Genomic DNA, 20,446 nt, shown 5'->3' on the forward strand with positions numbered 1-20,446 from the left:
TATTACACCACCTTTAAGGTGTTAATAAATTCATCGGCTATATCCTTATGTTTATTAAAGCCTGTAAGTTGATTAAATATTCCTTCAAGGGAACCTTCCTCACTCATTGCCTTTAATTCCTCAAAGGTTCCATCTGCCACAATTTGGCCTTCATTAAGGAGTAAAATTCTATCACTTATTTTTTCTACAACCTCCATAATATGGGAGGAATAAAATATAGTTTTTCCATTAGCCGCAAGCTGAGCCAAAACCTCTTTAAATATCATGACACTATTTGCATCAAGACCACTTAAGGGCTCATCTAAAAATAATATATCAGGATCATGGATAAGGCTTGCCACTATTAACAGCTTTTGCTTCATACCTTTTGAATATGAAGAAATCCTAGAGTGATAATTTCCCTCTTTTATTCCAAATAAAGAAAGCAGTTTCTTAGCCTTATTATCTGCTTTCTCAGCCTTTATGCCATAAACTTCCCCTAAAAAAGTAAGGTATTCATGGGCAGTTAGATTTTCATATATTTCAGCAGATTCTGGTACATAACCTATTTTCTTTTTATAATATGTCCTATCTTTAGATATATCCCGGCCAAATATATTAATCTCTCCTTCAAATTCATCCAATATACCCAGCATTATTTTAACAGTTGTGCTTTTACCTGCCCCATTGGGCCCAATATATCCTATAATCTGACCTGGATATATCTGTAGATTAATTCCCTTTAATATTTCCTCTTTCCCTTTTTCATATCTCATTCTTAAATCCTTTATTGTTATGACAGGCTCCATTGATTAAATCGACCTCCTGATTCTATAGGTTTAAACCTCTATAATATTATTAATCAGTGCTATGTTAAATTATACCATAGCAATTGATTCCTTTGAATAATATATTGTTTAAAACAAAAAAGAAACTAAACCACCTCACCTCTATTGTATTAATAAGGTGATTTAGTTTCTAAGATTTTTAACAAAAAACCTGGATCAGCAATATTATATATCATAACTCTTTTTTGAAATATTTTAATTTAATGTCCTAATAAATGAGAGGAGTGATGATTCTAAAATGTATAGTTTAAACTCTATAAACCCATTGGATAGAATTCGGATTAATGAGGGAATTGATAGTTTAAAAACATATTTTAATGCATTGGCTAAAAACAATAAAGAGGAGGCTGTAAATTTAATAAATGCTGAAAATTTGTACTTCCCATCTTTATTTGTACTTAGAAATGATATTGATACTCTTGGATTATTTTATAATCTAAACATAAGGAATAAGGTTTCTATAGAAATTACAGATGAAATACTGGAGGGAAAGAAAAAAGTTTCAGTCAATGAATATATATCATCGGATTTTGCACAAATTGCCTATTCCGTTTTAAAGTGGATATTTGAAACTGGCTTTAGTAATGATGGTTTAAGTAATGAATACGATGAGGTTTTAGATATTACTGCAATAATCTTAACTAAAATATATAAAGAAAAAACAATATTACCTGATTTGGCAGATATGATTTTCGATAGAAATAGGAAAGGCTTATTTAACCATGATTTAGTTTGGGCTTTTTTCGAGTCAAGGGATCCCCACAGCTTAATAATGATTGCTAATCGTCTTTTATCTAGGGATGAAAAGGATGTTGAGCTGGCAAGTAAGCTTTTAAGCTTTATCCCGGGAATAGAAAAAAACAGCATAATAAGTAAGGAGAAGAAATATACATCCTTTCTTAAATGGCTTGAAGAAAATAGTCCTTTTTTATATTTTACCGGCCAGAGCCTTCAACAAGTTAATCGTCCTATAACCTATAAAATAGCCCTGGAAGCAAAATATCTTAACAAAAACGTATCGGTGGATACTGGCAAAACATTAAAATCATTGAAAGATGAAGAGTATATGCTCTTAAATGAATTTAATAAACAGGATAATGATACTAAATTGTTGCTTTCAAATTTCTCCAATATTCTTCATGCTAAAAACAAAAGTATATGGGAGGAATGGATTCAATATCCAATATCAAGGCAAATAGCTATAGCTAAGGCTATGATGGGAGGACAGCAATGATAAAAATTAGAAATAGTAGAATAGACACTAAAGATATTATTAATCAATATCCACCTAATAGCATAGAAAGAAAAATACTTGAGATATTGTCTTCAAGTGAAATTGTTCATGTATACAGCTCAGTAGATCAGCTTAAATTTGAACTAGATATGCGCCAAAAAATTATAAATGCATCCAGAAAATTAAATGACAGCAGATTTTCCTTTAGAACCTTCCGTCATTCCATATGTAATCCTAAGTATTGGACTCGTACTAGTGAAGGTGGTTTTTTAATTAAAGATAATGTAAAACCCTCCGATGGAATTAAGGATATTTTCACCAATAGTCAAAAATATGGTACCGAATGTGCAACGGCTATAGTTATTCTCTACTATGGAGCCCTTGTTAATATATATCCTGAAAAATTATTTAATGAGTTATTTGCAGGTATACATCTTATGAATTGGCATTACCTTGATAGAGATTTGGATATCGGTTATTATGATGGAGAAATAGACTTTCTTCCTGGGGATTGCAGATATTTTAAAAATCCCGATGTAGATCCTCTAACCCCTCAGTGGCAGGGAGAAAATGTCATTGATCTAGGCAATGGCACCTATTATGGTCATGGAATAGGTATAAATACAGCACATGGAATTATTGAAGCATTAAATGACAATAGAAAAAAAGGTTCCAGTGAATCCGCTTATCTTATGGATTCTGCAACCCGCCCAAATTTTAAGTATTTAGCTAATAAATATATTGATTTTACTTCAGCTAATGAAGATGAAAATTATAGATTAGCTATTAACTACTATAGAAAATATCCATTACTTACAACAGATCTTATATAATACAAAATACTATAAAAATTTTTCCCTTGTAAGCTTTTTATTTAATCTATAATACCCTAATTAAAAGGACTAAGAAAACTATAATCTATAATCTTCTTAGTCCTTTTGGAAACTTTTTTAGTTCTTATAGGTTAATTATGAATAAATTATATTTTAATAAAGATTTATTCTTTGGAAAATTCATTTGGAAGATACTTTGATATAATAATTGAGCTTAATATTACAAGTGGTAATGATACTACTAACCTTATAATTGAAAATTTTATTCCTATAAAGGAAGCTTCAAAAATAGTCATAGGTATTCTTGCCAAGGAAGATGCTCCTATATAGGTTAAAACATAACTGAGGGCTGCCCCTTTTTTATATAATGAATATCCTACTGGAAAGGCAACGTATGCTCCACCAACTGTAGTACTTGATAATATAACGGCCCATAAATATCCTTTATATCCCGAGGCCTTTCCAAAGTATTTTTCTATAGTCTCCTTTTTTACCCAAACCTCAAATAGCCCTATTAATATAAAAGCACACGGAAGTACTTTTAACATACTCATTGTAAAGCTTATAAAATTCATTCCTATTTTTACACCGGGTTCAAATTTAAATATGAAGGACGCAAATATGAATAATATATATAATAACAGTCCTATAATCTCTATTCTTTTATTTTTCATAATATTACCTCGCCATAAAATAAGCCTATTATAGCAGCAATTATTAAGACTATAAAGAAACTTACTGTATTTCTTATAATAGCAAGTTTTTTGCCAAAATACTCACTTTCAACAGGATAGGTTAATATTCCTACCATCATTAGGGATGTTGAAAAGGAAGCTATTGTCATGTGACTTATTCCCTTTTCAATTAATATGCCACATAGAGGAAATGCAATAAAACCAGGCATCATTGTTATAGATCCTAATACCGCTGCTAATATAGTACCTAGAAAAATATTTTTGTTTCCGAGATACTTAAGTATAATTTCATCGGGCAATAAATATAATACTATTGATACTAAAATCAACATTTTGCCAAAGGAAGGCATTATCTTAATAAACTTTTTCCATGCAATTTTTAATGCCTTAATTGTCTTTTGCTTATTTGATAAAGAAGATAATATAAGGAGCATAGCTGTTAATATGTATATATAAATCATGGTCTCACCTCTATATCATTAAATAAGGTACATGTGGTTATTTATTCTCTATGATTTTCATAATTCCTTCAATATCATATTAATATATAAAACATATCTTTTTAAAGAATGGGCTAAAAAGCAGACCAAATTCTTGATCTGCTTAGATAAATTATCATTATATACAGTTTAGAATAAATTTCATTTATCCTAATACTAGGTCAAGCATCCAATAGTTTTGAACCTTTATTATATCATTTTGGTTTAATTTTAACGGCTTTTTAAAAATAGGTCCATCAATAACAGCTGTATGAAATTCTCCATTTTCTCCACAAGGATCTATTCCTAAATCTCTGAATTCCTCTATCAATGATTTATCAAAAACTCTTCCTAAATACTCCTTAGGTACTAATTTGCTATTTAAAGTAACAATAATAGATTGAAATCCCTCATCTACAAATTCTTCAATGATCTTTCTTCTAGATTCCTTCCATAGAGGATGATAAACTTCAATACCTGTATGGCTACAGGCTTGTCTAACCCATTCTCTGTGGTCATCAATATCAATATCTCCAAATATACCCATATTTACTCCCCTATCTTCTAGTAAATACATCTTTTCTTTAAATATATTTTCATAATTATTCCATGTGGCTTGTCCGTAAATTAGCTCCATATCAAATAGCTTTGCATATTTTTTCATGATTTCTAAATTTAGACCATGACCCCTTGACCTATTACCATCTTCTGTAAACATGGTAAACAGATATTTTACTTTTATTCCTTTTTCCATTGCTCTATAAAGAGAAAGACAAGAATCCTTTCCTCCACTCCAAGAACAAAATGCCTTATATAAGTTATCCATGACAATCCCCCTTTTTTAATTTAACTTACTATAGTGAATCAATATTTATTCTTTATTATATAATTATCTCTATACTCCTGGGGATTTAAGCCAAAAACTTTTTTGAATTTTTTATAAAAAAATCCTAAATTGGAAATCCCAACATCCAGAGCTATTTTATAAATAGGCATTTCAGAACAAGCTATTAATATACTAGCTTGTTTTATTTGATGCTCTAATTTCAATTGACTAAAGGTTTTTCCCGTTCTGTTTTTCAGTAAGCTTCCCAGATAATTTGGATTATAGCCGAAATTTTGAGCCATAGAAGTTAGAGTACATGTATGATAGTTGTTTTCTATATACTGCAGCATATTAATAATATTATTAGGCTTTTTTATGTTTAAGGCAAATTCATTTGTATTGTTTTCATTAAATATCCTTACTAATTCAGAAAAGATAATTATCATATAAGAGTCTAAGACTTCATCATAGCAAATATCTCTATCAAAATATTCACATAATAAATTCTTCATTAAAATATCTACACTGTATTTATTACTAGAACGAAAAACTATATATTTACTATGGCTTTGATCTTCTATTAATGAATTTATTAAGAAGCTTGTTATAATTCCCTGATTAGACAGTCTACTTAAAAAGCTAGTATTAAAAAACGATTTCGTCATTGAAATATTTACAACTATATCATCTTTTCTAGTGGTTTTTGTACTATGAATTACATTGGTATCAAGTAGACATATATCTCCCTTATTTAGCACTACAGTTTTCCCATCAATAATATATGTGCATGAACCGGAATAAATATAATTCATCTCCATATCTGCATGCACATGTTTAGGAAGATAAGTAAATCTAGAGTCCTTATTTATTGTGATATTTTCTTTTTTCAGCCTAATTCCAAAATCAAACAAATATACTAAAGAGTCATTTATCTTTACTTTATCTACTTTCTCATAAAATTTACTTATTTCCCCCGGGTTTTCTAAATGCCATTTTTCACTAGGAGTTATTTCTCTTAAATAATTGTCTAACTCTTTATAATTCATTTTTAATCATCTCTTTCAATATGTTATTTTGTAAGTGAATAGATGTTAATATGAAATTGTTAGAAAATTCTACCCTTGATATAATGGAAAATACAAAGGCTTTTATAATTATATTATAATATATTTTTAAGTTTATTTTGTAAGTATATGAAAGTGTATTCTTTTAAAAAATTATAACATGAACGGGAGGTAAATTTAATGAATGATAAAGAATTAGCCCAAAAGATCATTCAACTATCTGGTGGTAAAGACAATATAAAAAAAGCTATTCATTGCATAACTAGGCTTAGATTTAACCTAAAGGATGAAAGTAAAGCCAATAGTAAAGCTATAGACGATTTGGAAGGAGTTTTAGGGACTAGGTATCAAAATGGACAGTTTCAAATAATCATAGGTAATAATGTGAAAAATGTATATATTCAAGTGGCAAAGATTTTAAATTTAGACATAGAAGAAATTAAAGAAGATAATAATGATGCCGAAAAACCTGAAGAAAATAAGGAAAAAAGGAATATTATAAGCTCTATTTTAGATGTAATAGCCAGCTCATTTCAGCCTATATTACCTGCCATAATTGGTGCCGGAATGATGAAGGGTATACTGGCCATATTAACGGTTTCCGGATGGGTATCTGGAGAAAGCGGGACTTATCAGATATTAAATATAGTTGCAGATTCTGCATTTTATTTTTTACCATTTCTATTAGCAGTTTCAGTAGCTCGTAAATTTGATGTGAATGAATATTTAGGAATCGTTGTGGCTGGTGCTTTAATGTATCCAACCATATTAGATGTAGCAAAAGCTGGTGGAGCGGAGCCTTTATATTTTTTATCTATACCAGTACCAATAGTAAATTACAGCTCATCTGTATTTCCAATTATATTGAGTATTATAATAATGAGCTATGTATATAAAGCCATAGATAAATTTATTCCTAAACCTGTAAAACTAGTATTTACTCCAACATTAACATTGTTGATAACTATTCCCTTTGTTTTGGCATTCATTGCCCCTATTGGAACTTATTTGGGAAATTATCTAGCTATTGGTGTAAACTGGTTATTTGAAAATGCCGGATTATTTGCCGGACTATTATTAGGCATTTTTAATCCCTTTATAGTAATGACCGGTATGCATTATGGATTGTTCCCAATAATAATTCAAAACTTTGGAACATTGGGATATGATTCAGGATATATGGTGGTAAATTTAGTGACAAATGTAGCTCAAGCAGGTGCAGTACTGGCAGTGGCCCTTAGAACTAAAAACAAGGAATTAAAATCAATAGGCATATCAAGTGGAATATCTGCCCTTTTAGGAATTACTGAACCAGCTATGTTTGGAGTCAATTTAAAGCTTAAAAAGCCATTATATGCCGCTATGATTTCCGGTGGTATTACTGGAGCTGCAGTCGTTGCCCTTGGATTGAAGAATTATGGATTTGTTACACCAGGCCTTGTGGCTTTACCCACCTATGTGTCGCCTGATGGGAGTTCTAAAAACTTGCTAATAGCTGTTTTAGGAGTTTTAATAAGCTTTATCATAGCCTTTACCTTAACATGGATAATGGGCTTTAAAGACATAGATAAAAGGAAAAAAGATAATTAATATACATTATTAGGAGGTTTTTAAATGTTTAAAGTAAAAAATGGGTTTCCAGAAAATTTTCTATGGGGAGGAGCAACTGCCGCCAGTCAAGTAGAAGGCGCCTATGATGTAGATGGTAAAGGACTTTCCACATCAGATATGGTTCCCTATAAGCCTATGGAACATAGTAATGATAATATGAAAATTGAAGTTACATCAGAGCAGTTAAAAGCATATCTTGAGGATGATTCTAAAGAATATTTCCCCAAGAGAAAAGGGGTAGACTTTTACCATAGATATAAAGAAGATATTGCACTATTTGCAGAAATGGGCTTTAAAGTATATAGACTTTCAATCGCATGGCCTCGTATATTCCCAAATGGAGATGATAAGGAGCCAAATGAAGCAGGATTAGCTTTTTATGATAAGGTCTTTGATGAATTAGAAAAGTATGGTATAGAGCCCTTTGTAACCATGACTCATTATGAAATGCCTATAAATTTAGTGCTAAAATATAATGGCTTTGAAAGTAGACAGGCTATTGACGATTATTTAAGATTCGCAAAGGTAATCTTTAAGCGCTACAAGGGTAGAGTTAAATATTGGGCTCCATTTAACGAATTAAATATGATGCTTACTAGCCCATATACTTGTGGTGGTGTAATCTCCGATGTATCAAAATATAAAGACAATGAATATCAAATAAAATATCAGGCAACTCACCATCAATTAATAGCTAGTGCTTTGGCCACTAAATTATGTCGAGAAATTATGCCTGATGCAAAAATCGGATGTATGATAGCTAGATTAGAAACCTATGCAGCAACTTCTAAACCAGAGGATCAATTACAAGCTCTACTTGATGAACAGCTTAATGTATTTTATCCTGAGGTTCTTATAAATGGGAAATATCCAAATTATATATGGAGATATTTTAAGGAAAAAGGCATAAATATAGAAATGGAACCTGGAGACGAAGAAATATTAAGAGAAAATACAGGAGATTTTATAGCCTTTAGCTATTACATGACTTATATGGCAACTGCCAATCCAGAGCCAGGAGTTCAAGTATCCGGTAATTTAGTTGGAACAAGTCAAAATCCACATTTAGAACTAACAGATTGGGATTGGCCTATTGATCCAATTGGATTAAGAATTACATTAAATAGATTGTATGACCGTTTTAAAGTACCACTATTTATAGTTGAAAATGGTCTGGGAGCCCATGATAAAGTAGAAGATGGTAAAGTTCATGACCCATATCGTATTGATTATCTACGCAGGCATATTGAGCAAATGAAGGAAGCCATTATTGATGGTGTAGATTTAATAGGATATACTACATGGGGTTGTATAGATTTAGTTAGCTGTGGTACATCACAAATGTCTAAAAGGTATGGATTTATCTATGTAGATCAGGATGATCATGGAAATGGAACTTTAGAGAGAATAAGAAAAGATTCCTTCTACTGGTACAAAAAAGTAATCCAATCTAATGGAGAAGATCTGGAATAAATAAAGATTCTAGGGAAAATCACATAAAATTATATATTGCTAATTTAAATTAACAAAAACCCCTTCAATTCCTGGAAATATCTCTTAAATTGAAGGGGGTTTAAATTGGTAAATACAGCCCTTATACTTTATTCTCCAAAATTACCATCTACTAATTCTTTTAAACTTTCTACTGCTTGTTTTTCATCTTCTCCTTGTGCTACTATTTTTATTTTAGTCCCTTTTCCTGCTCCCATACTTAATATCCCCATTATACTCTTTGCTATATATTCTTTCCCATCTTTTATAACTTTTATATCTGATGAAAATTTACTTGCCTTTTTCACAAATAGATTTGCCGGTCTTGCATGTAGGCCTGCTTCATTTTTCAATTCTACTTCTAACTCATACATCTTTTATTCCTCCTATATTAGTTTTCTTTTATTCTTACTTATCAATAAATAAAAAAACCGTTGCTTTCACATCAAAAGCAACGGTTACTATATGTTTTACCGTAATAATAAAGTGTAAGCAATTATGTTGCATTGTAAAAATCCATATGCTATATTGTCAAAAACTCCTGTTTTTTGCTTACTATTTAGCTTCACTAGAGTTATTTATCCACTTAACAACAGCTTCGATATTTTCATTGAAGGTACCTTCAGGTAGAAATTCCTTTTTAAAAAAGCCACTTCCAATTGTAACTCCCCATATACCAGCTTTGCTCAATTCATCAATTCGCTCAAAAGAATTGATGCTTCCAGCTGAAATTATAGGAACTTCTATTTCCTTACCAATTGCTTCAATTAATTCTTTATGATCTCCAACAAAACGATATGTAGATAATGTTAATCCATCAACGCCTTTAGATTGCATCATTTTTCCATGTTCAATAATTTCATTCACACTTCCTACTAAAGTTGCTGGGTGCCCTTCAAGTCGTCCTGTAAAAGGATAGTATTTTGTACTAGAATTTTTAAGAAGAAAATTTATTGAATCAGAATAAACTGTACCTATAGCTACATCAAAACCACAATCTATTGCAAGTTGAGCACTTTGTAGTCCTCCTTCTTCATCTTGACTCATGATTTCAAGATATGTTGTCTTTCCTGCATCCTTCATTTCTTTTACTAGCTGAATCATCTTATTCTTTTCCAAACCAACATCCTTAAAACCCCAATGTTTAACTGGAAGATCCTTTGCATTTTTAAACAATTCAATTGCATTTTCCACTGTTCTATCATTTTGCACTAGCATAACAAGTAATTCGGTTTTCATTAATTTTCCTCCTAAATATATAATATTATAATTATTGTAATGTAATTTTCTCAATCATTAACTATTTTTAGTTAATCATTTTCTGTAAGTAATGCCATTACTTCATCAGTAGTTTTTGCAGCACGCATTTTATTGACCTTTTCATGATCCATCAAGAAATTTGATAAGCTAGTCAATAAGCCAAGATGATTGTTATTATTATCTGAAGCTAAAGCAATAACCGTATGAACTGGATCATTTTCTTCATTTCCAAAGGGTATTGGCTCTTTAAGTGTTATAATTGAAATACCTAATCCTTTAGCCCCTGCTTCTGGGCGAGCATGAGGAATAGCAATTCCTGGAACTAGGACAATATAAGGACCTAATTCATTACATGCTTTAAGCATAGCTTCAATATATCCTTCTTCAACTATTCCTTTTTTAAGTAATAGGTAGCCAGCCTTGTAAATGGCCTCATCTCGATTAGCAACAGATACATTTAACTCTATTACATCCGGTTGAACAATCTCTTTTATAGATATATTTTTAATTTTTACCACATCCTTTTTGTATGTTCTATAGTAAAACAATCTCAAAACTTAATTTATAGATCTTAAAAATATCAATGCTTCTGGAATTTTTTAAGATCTATAAATCTAACTTTCAATTCGTTTTGATATAAGTATTTCTATAGATAAACAACATTAGAATTTAAAATAAATTTGAAAGAAAATAATAAACACTTGTGTATTTTTTATTTTTAATTTATTAAACCCTATAAAGTTGTTCATCTTTACATAAATTTTTAAATTTAATTATTTTTTCAACACCTCATATATGTTATCCCTCACTGATTCCTTATCCCCTTTAAATAATGAAGTTACAACCACAACAGGGATCCCCATTTCCACTACATTTTTGGGCAATGGCGATACAGTAGTCAATATCATATTAATATTGGCATATTTTTTTATATCATTGAAGCCACCTTTAATAATTTCATAACGAAAGCCACCTTCTTTTAAAATCTCTTCAACCATTGGATACACTAATGTACTAGATACCATTCCTGAACCACAAACTAACATAATCCTTTTTTTATCTTTTTTTTCCTTTGATTTTTTTCTTTTAAACATAGTTTTTATTAGCTCCCTTCTATTTCTTAAATGATAATATTACTAAAATTTAATTTATATTGTTGTATATTTATCCTTCTGATTCTTCTCCAAGTAGTTCTTTAGCATATTGTTTTGGTCTATTACGCATTAGATACCAGATAAAGGCAAATCCAATAATAATACATATTCCTATCATAAGATCAGTAAATGTTCCAATACCGGTAAAAAATTGACTTATTTTATAAAGTGCAAAGCCAAAGGGAGTAGTCCCAACACAAAGTGAAGATATTAAGCTAGCACCTTCCGGCAAAACAAAACCTGTGCCTTTTACCATTGCCATATTTGCTGGAGACATAGCTGAACCAATCCAAAAAGATACAGGTATCAATAACAAGGCACTATTAAGCAATCCACGGAATATATTTCCACGGTTTGTATTTGTAATAAATACACATATGAAAATAAATAGTCCTGCCACATCTCCCAAAGGTAACATCTTATTTCCAGGAAGTAAAAATGCTATTAAAAACGCAATAGGTGTAGTTAAAACTCCAATAGCAACATGCTCAGGTGCTCCTACTAATACTGCTGCATCAAGGCCTAGGTGAAATTTTCGTCCTGGCATTTTCTTAGTAACAAACATGCGAACTGCATCTGATAATGGGGCCATACCTGCCACAATAAGTTCTGCTGCCCTTGGAAGAAGAAGCATAAAAAATGAAACAGTAAATGCAAGACTCAAAGCAGAGCTTATTTGTTCCCCTGTTGGCGGCCAATCAAAATAAGCAATGACCCCAACGAATAGACCAATCAACCATCCCATAAAAACAGGCTCTCCAAAGAATCCCCATTCTTCTTTAATAGTATCTGGATCCCATTGAATATCACGAATAATGGGGATAGAATCCCATAATTTATCTAATAAAAATCCTACTGGAGCCCATAAAATTGAATATGCATGGGTTATAGTAATACCTTCCATTGGCATATCATAGTATGCATCTATCATAGGATAAAGCCAATCTGCCATTTTTAAAGAAACAAACCAAAAAATTAATCCAACTAAAATTGTACAAACCCAGCTCCCTGTAGTATATAAAGTCGCCCCCATATAAAATACAAAAATCCAATGATTATTGAAATCTACATTAAGAGTATCTACAACACCAAAAGCTACTAAAATGGAATTTAAGAGAATAAATCCTGCAATAGCAGCCATAGACCATGGAATTGCAAAGACTATACCAGATTGAGTTGGCCAACCAAGGTCTGTAACAGAAAAACTAAGTCCAAAATGCGAAGCCATTTCATTTGCTGCAGGTCCTAAAGCTGAAAAAATAATACCTACAAGGGCAAAAAGTGCTGTGAAACCGACTCCCATACGTAATGCCCCTGGAAAAATCGCTTTCTTAGGTGCACGAAATATCAAACCCAGAATTAAAACTGATATTGGAACGATAACTGGAGCTCCTTGTGCAAATACCCATTCAAAAATACTCATAATTGTTTGACTAATCATTATATAATTCTCCTTTCTAAATACGTAAAATATACTATATAAAAAACTTTGAAAATTTTTATTAATAAATACTATATAATAGTTCCTTAAATAACCTCCTTTTAAATTTATATTCAGTTACAGAGCTCTGAAACTATTAAAAACATAACTAAAACTAAATCTATTTGAAAGAATTCTCCTTTCTATTTATGTAATTTAATATATTCGTCAATATATTAATGAATTAGGAAAGAGAATTTCTATATGAATATTTACCTTCCTTTTCTGCCGTCACTTAAAAACAATAGCAAATGTCATGCCAAGGTTTTGGCATCTTTAGTGGATGACAGTAATATTTCTAAAATAATATTTTGAACGTCCTTGGAATTACTAGCATTTTTCAACTTGACAAGAAGATCAGATTCTTTTACTAAATTATAGAAACTACCTATGATATCTTCTGAGTCCTCTTTTAATGCCATCATAAAAACATTTTCCACCACGATTCCTGGCGACCATTCTATAGGCTCCTTTAACACAGCTATTGCTATAGCAGATTTTTTCACATTTTGTGGTTCTCCATGGGGCATAGCAATATTATCAATTAAAGTTGCTTCAATAAGTTCTCTTCTATATACATCAAGCAAATATTTTTCCTCAACATAACCCTTTTTTATTAAAAGTCCAGCAAGGTCATCTAAAGCCTCCCTTTTGGTATTATAATTTGGGTTAACGATTATAAGTTCATTATCAATAACTTTAGCCAATGGTGTTTCTGAAAAATCTTTTTTTATAGAGCTTTTTGATGTTAACTCCATATCAAGTATGTTTTCTAATCTTTCTACTGCTTTGCCATTTATTATTTCCTCCAATGAAATAAAGGGAATAGAATTGTTTTTAGGTCTTACAGTTCCTACAATTGCTACAATAGAACCTTTATTTTTTATTTTATCTATTTTTAATGATAGTTCTTCATTACCAATAACACCAATAGGAATGATTTTGGCTTTTTTGTGAATATCTGGTATCATATTTTTTATAAGGCTTTTTACCCTTAGTGCAGTTCCTTCACCAGTAATACATAGGGTTATAATAATCTTTTTGTCATTGTTTTTAGACACTGCAAAGGGTGTAAGTCTTCCAAGCCCCACTTTATCTTTATCTATGCTGGCCACAATTTCATCCAGATTAGTATCCGGTAAGATAGCCTTTCTTACTGCTTCTAATACCATAACTGTATCAACACGACCTACAGTTTTTGTAAGAATACCAGTTTTTTTAGTGATTATCTCTCCAAAGGTTATTAAAGAGCCCATATCTACAAGAAGTAATACTCCTTTTCCTTCATTAATCTTATTTACAACATTGATAGTTCTTTGAAGAGCCGATTCTGGTCTCTCATCTAAAGACATTTCTATACCTACTCCGTGATTTACCCCTAATAGGCGATTTGCTACTTCAACCATGCCTTGAGCAACACGCCCATGAGAAAGAACTACAACTCCAACCCTTCCCGGTTTTACATCCTGGGATTTAGTTAATGTTTTAAGGTACATGGCAATAAAACCTATTTCGTCTTGAGGTATTTTACAATTCAACTGGCCCTCGATATATTCAACAATTTCTTTAGCCACATTATATTCCAGCTTATATTCCCTCATAATTTTTTCTAAATGGGGATTAATTATGGGTTTGCCTTCCTGAATTCTCTGAAAAGTTGCACTTAAATGTATTGCAAAGCAGTAAAAAAGATGGTTATCCATTTGTCCTATTCTTTCTTTAGCTATCTGGGTCACCTTTTCTACTATGTCAACAATATTTTGTCCCACTATTCCTGCTAGGTCTTGTTTTGCTAAGATTTGATGATTTCTCTCTACTTGTTCTATCAATTGCTCAAACTTCATTTCAATCTTACTGCCAATTAAGTGATTTATCTTATCCTGATTTAAACCTTGCAGTTCAAGCTCCTCATATTTCGCCTCAATATATTTATAAATTTCCTCAGGTAACGTATAAAGATCTTTTTTAAGCTCCGTTTTTTCATCTATTTCTCCAGGTCTTGCTATTAAATCCGATTTAATGAAGTTTTCAACTTCAGGTTTTCGATTTTCTATTTTTAATAATCCTCTTCGGACATGGGATGGCAGGTCAATTAAATCCACTTGTATATACCCCTTATTACCTCCTATATAAGTTAAAAAGCCACGGGCACAAGCAACTTGAATATCACTTTTGAGCTTACCTATATTTCCTAAACAATCATATAGTAAAAGGGCCCTTAAGGCTTCTTGTGTCACCTTTATTTTGACCTCTGTTCTACTAGATTCTTTATTAAAAAAATTCCTTATTATTTGGTATCTCTCCCCAAGAGGCCTAGCCGATAAGGGGGGAAGTTCAATTATCATGGGTATTCTTCGTCTAAAAGTCAATAAGAGAGATGATTCTATATCTTCTGTAGTTGCGGCAATAATTAAAACTTGAACAATTCGCTCAATTTCTGTTTCCCCCATACGTCTAAATTTTCCTTTATCCATCAAAAAATACAGCAATTCTTGTCCCTCTGGAGGAAGACGATGGACTTCATCTAAGAAAAGTATTCCCCCATTGGCTTTTTCAACTAAGCCTTCTTTCTCCTTTTCAGCCCCGGTATAGGCTCCTTTAACATGACCAAAAAGTTGCGATAGCAGAAGTTGAGGATTTTCCGCATAATCTGCACAGTTAAAAATAACAAAGGGTACTACTGACCCCAGAACACCGATCTCTAAAGCATACTCATACATAGCTTCAGCTAGATGGCTTTTTCCTACTCCACTAGAACCTAAAATCAAAGTATGAAGGCCGTGGGGAGGATATAATATAGCCGCCTTTGCCTGCTGAATCTGAGGTTTCAAGCTACCATCAAAACCAATAATTCTTTTAAAAGCTAATACTTTATTATGCTGTTTATTTAAAAAATTCTTTTCATTGAAGGTTGTTATAACATTTACATCCTCTGAAGAATCTTTATAACTTTTTACTAGTTTCACTTCGTCTGTATTTTCTTCTTCAATTTCTTTTCTCATTTGGGACACAAGATATCTCGAAACATCAAAGCCCCGTTTTTTTATTATTCTTGTAAGTTCTCTGCCAGATATTTTAGGGTTTTGGGAAACTATTTCTTTAATTTCCTGGGCCAAAAAATCTTTACACCTTTCCCTGGAATTTAAAATATTTAATTCCCCTCTTAAAACCGTGACCAAATCCCTTCGTACACCTAAAATTTTAGCTAATTGGTCATCTGTATAAGGCTTTTTTTTGTCTTCAGATTCAATCAACTTCATTAAATGAACTTTCATTTCTTCACCCCTTATCTAATAATCTAAGCAACATTTATGCCATAATTTTGGCAGAACTGGTTGCTTAAGTATCTTTGTAGTTTAGAAGATGCTTGCATGTCAATATTCAACAAAATATGACACGATTCCTTCCACTTTCCCACCTGTTTAATCATAAAAAAACAAGCCAAATCAATGACTTGTTTTCTCATAACTTAATTATATATATAATTTACTGTTACCCACACTTGGAATATCCACAATTTCTACACATTACACATCCACCTTCATGTTCAACTTTGCTTCCGCATTCAGGACAAAGGCTATCATTTCTACCTTCTTCCAAAGAATTATCTATATCAATTGATATTTCTTTTTCTTGTCTACTATTATGTATATCTGTAGGAATAGAATTTGAACAATTTTTCATGCATTTAGATTCTTTATGTTGAATTTCATGAGCTATATCTTCTATATTTTCTTCATCAACTGCTATATTCATATTCATGACCTTTTCCAGGGTTTTACCAATAGCATCGGGACAGGATAATACGTTTATCTCTTTATCTCCTTTCCCCCTTAACCTTAATGTTGAATGACATCTTATACCCTTTAGCTGCTCTATAATAGCTTCAGCACTTATCCCAGCTCTTAAGGCAATAGATATAAGTCTGCTTGTTGCCTCACTTTGACTTGGGCAACCTCCTGCCCTTCCAAGGTTAGTGAATACTTCACATATACCTTTTTCATCATAATTTGCTGTTATGTATAAATTCCCACATCCTATTTTTACCTTTTCAGTTATTCCCATGGTAGTACTTGGCCTAGATCTTGGAACTATACCCTTTATATCTTTTGTAACTGCCTTTTCATCATTACCATTGTCTAATTTGCCGATATTTAAGACCTGTTCATCTCTACTTCCATCTCTATAAATTGTAACACCTTTACACCCTAATTTATATGCAAGGATATACACCCTCTCAACTTCTTCTTTTGTTGCATCATGCTCAAAGTTTACTGTTTTAGATACAGCATTATCTACATATTTTTGAAATGCTGCCTGCATTTTTATATGCCACTCAGGTGAAATATCATGGGCAGTAACAAAAATCCTTTTTATATATTCAGGGATTTGTGGTATATCTTGTATACTTCCCTTCTCTGCCACTTTTTCCATTAATTCTTCAGAATATATTCCTTCTTTTTCAAGGTATTCTTTAAACAATGGGTTTACTTCTATAAGCTTATCATTGTCCATTACATTCCTATAGTAACAAAGGGCAAATAATGGCTCTATTCCGCTGGATGTTCCAGATATAATGCTTATGGAACCCGTTGGTGCTATAGTAGTTGTAGTTCCGTTTCTAAGCTTTAAATTTTCCTTTTTAAATATACTCTTTTCATAGTTAGGGAAGGACCCTCTTTCCTCGGCAAGTTTCATAGACATTTTTTTTGATCTTTCATTAGTAAATTTCATAATTTCTTCTGCAATTTTTACACCCTCATCTGAGTTATATGGTATACCCAACCCTACAAGCATATCTGCAAAGCCCATTACACCCAGTCCAATTTTTCTATTTGCCTTAGTTGTTTCTTCAATTTCCTTTAATGGATAATTATTTATATCTATTACATTATCCAGAAAACGAACAGCTAAGTCTATTACTTCTCCCAATCTTTCATAATCAATCCTTGCCCTTCCCTCTTCTTCTTTTACCATTTTAGATAAATTTATTGAGCCAAGATTACATGATTCAAAGGGTAATAAAGGCTGTTCCAATTATGTTATCCTATAGGCTTTTTATCCCATAGCTCTATACCTTTACCATTGGCATAGTTCGGCGTACATTTTCTATCTATTAATTAGATAGCCAGACACTCGTGGACCTATTATTGCTTGGTATTTATGCTCAAAGTCTACGCTCTACACTATCACTACCTTTGTGATTAGCACGGTATTATCCATATGAATATGGTGGACTTTACCGTTAGCAGAAAGTTTTCTACTTACTACCCCCAAAATATAGGTTTGCCCGGTTTTTTTCGTGAGGCAAACTATTCACCACACGGATTTGTACTTTCTATTTCTCCTATCTCAGGTACTATATTATCTCTATTGATTCTATCTAAAAATACTATACCTGGTTCTCCATTGTTCCAGGCCATAGAAACTATTGTATCGAATATTTCTCTAGCATTTAATTTGCCTGCCACTTTTCCTGTTCTGGGATCATATAAATTATATTCACTATTTTCTTCTACTGCTTCCATAAATGCTTCTGTAAGCCCAACACTTATATTAAAATTATTTAATTCCTGGCTGTTTTCTTTACATTTTATAAATTCCAATATATCAGGATGGTCAATGCGTAATATCCCCATATTGGCACCTCTTCTTTTTCCTCCCTGCTTTACCGCTTCAGTGGCCGAATTAAATACCTTCATAAAGCTAATGGGTCCCGATGCAACTCCTCCTGTTGAAGCCACCGTAGATCCCTTGCTCCTCAGTCTGCTAAAACTAAAGCCAGTTCCTCCACCACTTTTATGTATTAGCGCAGCATTCTTTACTGCTTCAAATATACCTTCCATGGAATCTTCAACAGGTAATACAAAACAAGCAGATAATTGACCAAGCTCTCTTCCAGCATTCATTAATGTTGGTGAATTTGGAAGAAATTCAAATTTTGTCATTATTTCATAAAATTTCTTTTCAATATTTTTAACTTCCTGTATATTATATTTCCCCTCAGCTTTGGCTATATGATGGGCTACTCTTTTAAATAAATCTTCAGGTATCTCAATTAAATTACCTTCTACATCTCTAGCTAAATATCTTCTTTCAAGTACTTTTAGGGAATTTGCTGTTAATTGCATTTTTCACCATCCTTGTCTATATTTAGTATTTTATTTTATAAGATACACTATATATTGTATCACCTTAATTTTTTATAGTCAAAAAAAATAGATGGTGCTTGAGTACCATCTTTCAACTTATTATTTCAAGAATATCCTTAATCGTTTCATTTGTAAATTCACCTTTTCTATATTTTCGTTTTGCAACTATTATATCTACTTGATTTCCTCTGGTTACAATTTCTTTTATTATTTGGGCAATTTCAATAAAAGCACCAAGGATGTTAAATTTAGCATCCATAAAAACAAAGGTTGGTATCTTTGGCTTATCGTCAATTTTATAATCCTCTAGATATTCTTCATTTCCTTCTCTTGGTACAATTTTTATTTTTATAGACTTATTGAGATCACAGATTTTTTTAAGGCTGGAAGATTTATTACGCAATCTGGACACCATATTTCAGCAAATACTAAAACATTAATCTCTTTATCTATGGAATTTATTTTTTTTAGTAAATTATCATCAATTTGTATATTGTTATATATTTCCATAATTTTGTCTTTATAGGAACCGCCATCTTGGAGTATAAATTCTTCAAAAGTTATTCCACTGTTATATAACTTTTTGATGTCCATTTTTATCCCCCTTTTTTTGTTATAGATAACATTATAACTTAAATCGTTGTGCTATTTCCTATACCGTGGTTTTTAATATCTAATTTACTAGCACAACAGGTTAACTTAATATAAATCAATAGTTCTATTTGAATCTATATACCTATTATATAAGAAAATATTTGATAATACAATTTTATTCCACAATTCTTGTGTGTATTACAAAGATTAGGTTTCAGTAAACTTTTTCTATATAATTCTAATAATTACTAAATTATTTTGATTTTTTCTAATAATAATGTTACCGACTACAAGCTAAACTCTATCATTTGTTTTTCTCATTTCATAATAAATGACAATAGAAAAACCTGAAAGAATTGTATTCTTTCAGGTTTTTTCATTTTTAACCGGCAACGACCTACTCTCCCAAGCAGTTACCCGCCAAGTACCATCGGCGCTGAAGGGCTTAACTTCTGTGTTCGATATGGGTACAGGTGTATCCCCTTCGCTATTGCCACCGGATTTGTGCACTATCGTGCAAATGAACAATGTATAGTGCATAATTAATAATTGTTTTTTTATTCTCTCAAAACTGAACAATGGATGTTTTGGTCAAGCCCTCGACCTATTAGTACCTATCAGCTAAAGACATTACTGCCCTTACACCTTAGGCCTATCAACCAGATGGTCTTTCTGGGGTCTTACTCCTTTCGGATGGGAAATCTTATCTTAAGGTGGGCTTCGCGCTTAGATGCCTTCAGCGCTTA

Annotated in this window: 17 protein-coding genes, 2 rRNA genes and 1 pseudogene; 4 read left to right on the plus strand and 16 right to left on the minus strand. The window is 31.7% G+C overall.

Translation table 11 applies throughout. The annotated features are described in order from the left end of the window. Positions 1–2: 2 nt before the first annotated feature. Positions 3–788 (minus strand): ABC transporter ATP-binding protein, encoded by a 786-nt coding sequence (locus B5X81_RS23180; RefSeq protein ID WP_079495334.1) that lies wholly within the window; start codon positions 786–788, stop codon positions 3–5. 277 nt (positions 789–1,065) lie between these two features. Here B5X81_RS23180 and B5X81_RS23185 point away from each other — a divergent pair, with 277 nt between their 5' ends. Further along, on the plus strand, positions 1,066–2,061 hold the full coding sequence (locus tag B5X81_RS23185) for a hypothetical protein (protein WP_079495335.1): 996 nt from the start codon (positions 1,066–1,068) through the stop codon (positions 2,059–2,061). Continuing rightward, positions 2,058–2,894, plus strand: a complete 837-nt coding sequence (locus tag B5X81_RS23190) for a protein-glutamine gamma-glutamyltransferase (RefSeq protein WP_079495336.1) — start codon at positions 2,058–2,060, stop codon at positions 2,892–2,894. Before B5X81_RS23185 ends, B5X81_RS23190 begins: the two co-directional genes overlap by 4 nt. 164 nt (positions 2,895–3,058) lie before the next feature. Here B5X81_RS23190 and B5X81_RS23195 read toward each other — a convergent pair whose 3' ends face one another. The 4 genes from B5X81_RS23195 to B5X81_RS23210 all read right to left on the minus strand — a co-directional run bounded on the left by B5X81_RS23195 (position 3,059) and on the right by B5X81_RS23210 (position 5,940). Continuing rightward, positions 3,059–3,568, minus strand: coding sequence for a permease (locus B5X81_RS23195; RefSeq protein ID WP_079495337.1), 510 nt, complete (start codon positions 3,566–3,568; stop codon positions 3,059–3,061). Next, positions 3,565–4,050 (minus strand): conserved protein, permease-related protein, encoded by a 486-nt coding sequence (locus B5X81_RS23200; RefSeq protein ID WP_079495339.1) that lies wholly within the window; start codon positions 4,048–4,050, stop codon positions 3,565–3,567. The genes B5X81_RS23195 and B5X81_RS23200 overlap by 4 nt, the downstream gene beginning before the upstream one ends. 184 nt (positions 4,051–4,234) lie before the next feature. Next, the gene (locus B5X81_RS23205; RefSeq protein WP_079495340.1) at positions 4,235–4,894 is read right to left on the minus strand and encodes a Dph6-related ATP pyrophosphatase; all 660 of its coding nucleotides are present in this window, start codon (positions 4,892–4,894) and stop codon (positions 4,235–4,237) included. A 38-nt stretch (positions 4,895–4,932) separates the two neighbouring features. Further along, positions 4,933–5,940 carry a helix-turn-helix domain-containing protein gene (locus B5X81_RS23210; protein WP_079495342.1) on the minus strand — a complete coding sequence of 336 codons (1,008 nt, stop codon included), beginning with the start codon at positions 5,938–5,940 and terminating at the stop codon, positions 4,933–4,935. Positions 5,941–6,138: 198 nt separating this feature from the next. On the opposite strand from B5X81_RS23210, the gene B5X81_RS23215 reads away from it, so the two are divergent. Beyond that, on the plus strand, positions 6,139–7,548 hold the full coding sequence (locus tag B5X81_RS23215) for a PTS transporter subunit EIIC (protein WP_079495343.1): 1,410 nt from the start codon (positions 6,139–6,141) through the stop codon (positions 7,546–7,548). Between the two features lie 24 nt (positions 7,549–7,572). Further along, complete coding sequence (locus tag B5X81_RS23220) at positions 7,573–9,042, plus strand: glycoside hydrolase family 1 protein (RefSeq protein ID WP_079495345.1); 1,470 nt, start codon at positions 7,573–7,575, stop codon at positions 9,040–9,042. A 128-nt stretch (positions 9,043–9,170) separates the two neighbouring features. Here B5X81_RS23220 and B5X81_RS23225 read toward each other — a convergent pair whose 3' ends face one another. From B5X81_RS23225 to B5X81_RS23275, 11 genes and pseudogenes are all read right to left on the minus strand, one after another. After that, a complete protein-coding gene (locus tag B5X81_RS23225) occupies positions 9,171–9,434 on the minus strand; it encodes an HPr family phosphocarrier protein (protein WP_079495346.1) in 264 nt (87 codons plus the stop codon). A gap of 181 nt (positions 9,435–9,615) precedes the next feature. Beyond that, positions 9,616–10,299, minus strand: a complete 684-nt coding sequence (locus tag B5X81_RS23230; RefSeq protein WP_079495348.1) for a beta/alpha barrel domain-containing protein — start codon at positions 10,297–10,299, stop codon at positions 9,616–9,618. A gap of 71 nt (positions 10,300–10,370) precedes the next feature. Continuing rightward, positions 10,371–10,868, minus strand: a complete 498-nt coding sequence (locus B5X81_RS23235; RefSeq protein ID WP_208985124.1) for a PTS sugar transporter subunit IIA — start codon at positions 10,866–10,868, stop codon at positions 10,371–10,373. Positions 10,869–11,093: 225 nt separating this feature from the next. Continuing rightward, entirely contained in the window at positions 11,094–11,414 is a 321-nt protein-coding gene (locus tag B5X81_RS23240) for a PTS sugar transporter subunit IIB (RefSeq protein ID WP_079495351.1), read from the minus strand. 70 nt (positions 11,415–11,484) lie between these two features. Next, positions 11,485–12,915, minus strand: coding sequence for a PTS transporter subunit IIC (locus tag B5X81_RS23245; protein ID WP_079495352.1), 1,431 nt, complete (start codon positions 12,913–12,915; stop codon positions 11,485–11,487). A gap of 293 nt (positions 12,916–13,208) precedes the next feature. Beyond that, positions 13,209–16,229: a sigma 54-interacting transcriptional regulator gene (locus B5X81_RS23250; protein ID WP_079495354.1), complete on the minus strand. Its 3,021-nt coding sequence runs from the start codon at positions 16,227–16,229 to the stop codon at positions 13,209–13,211. A 217-nt stretch (positions 16,230–16,446) separates the two neighbouring features. Beyond that, a complete protein-coding gene (locus B5X81_RS23255; protein WP_244282219.1) occupies positions 16,447–17,991 on the minus strand; it encodes an adenosylcobalamin-dependent ribonucleoside-diphosphate reductase in 1,545 nt (514 codons plus the stop codon). 275 nt (positions 17,992–18,266) lie between these two features. Then, positions 18,267–19,085: a ribonucleotide reductase N-terminal alpha domain-containing protein gene (locus B5X81_RS23260; protein WP_079495355.1), complete on the minus strand. Its 819-nt coding sequence runs from the start codon at positions 19,083–19,085 to the stop codon at positions 18,267–18,269. 112 nt (positions 19,086–19,197) lie between these two features. Continuing rightward, positions 19,198–19,700 (minus strand): annotated as a pseudogene (locus B5X81_RS28855) (thioredoxin family protein). Positions 19,701–20,084: 384 nt separating this feature from the next. Continuing rightward, positions 20,085–20,201 (minus strand): 5S ribosomal RNA (gene rrf / locus B5X81_RS23270). Positions 20,202–20,287: 86 nt separating this feature from the next. Then, positions 20,288–20,446 (minus strand): 23S ribosomal RNA (locus B5X81_RS23275); the annotation flags it as partial.

It is taken from the genome of Maledivibacter halophilus (assembly GCF_900167445.1).
In the GTDB taxonomy this organism is placed as follows: domain Bacteria; phylum Bacillota; class Clostridia; order Peptostreptococcales; family Caminicellaceae; genus Maledivibacter; species Maledivibacter halophilus.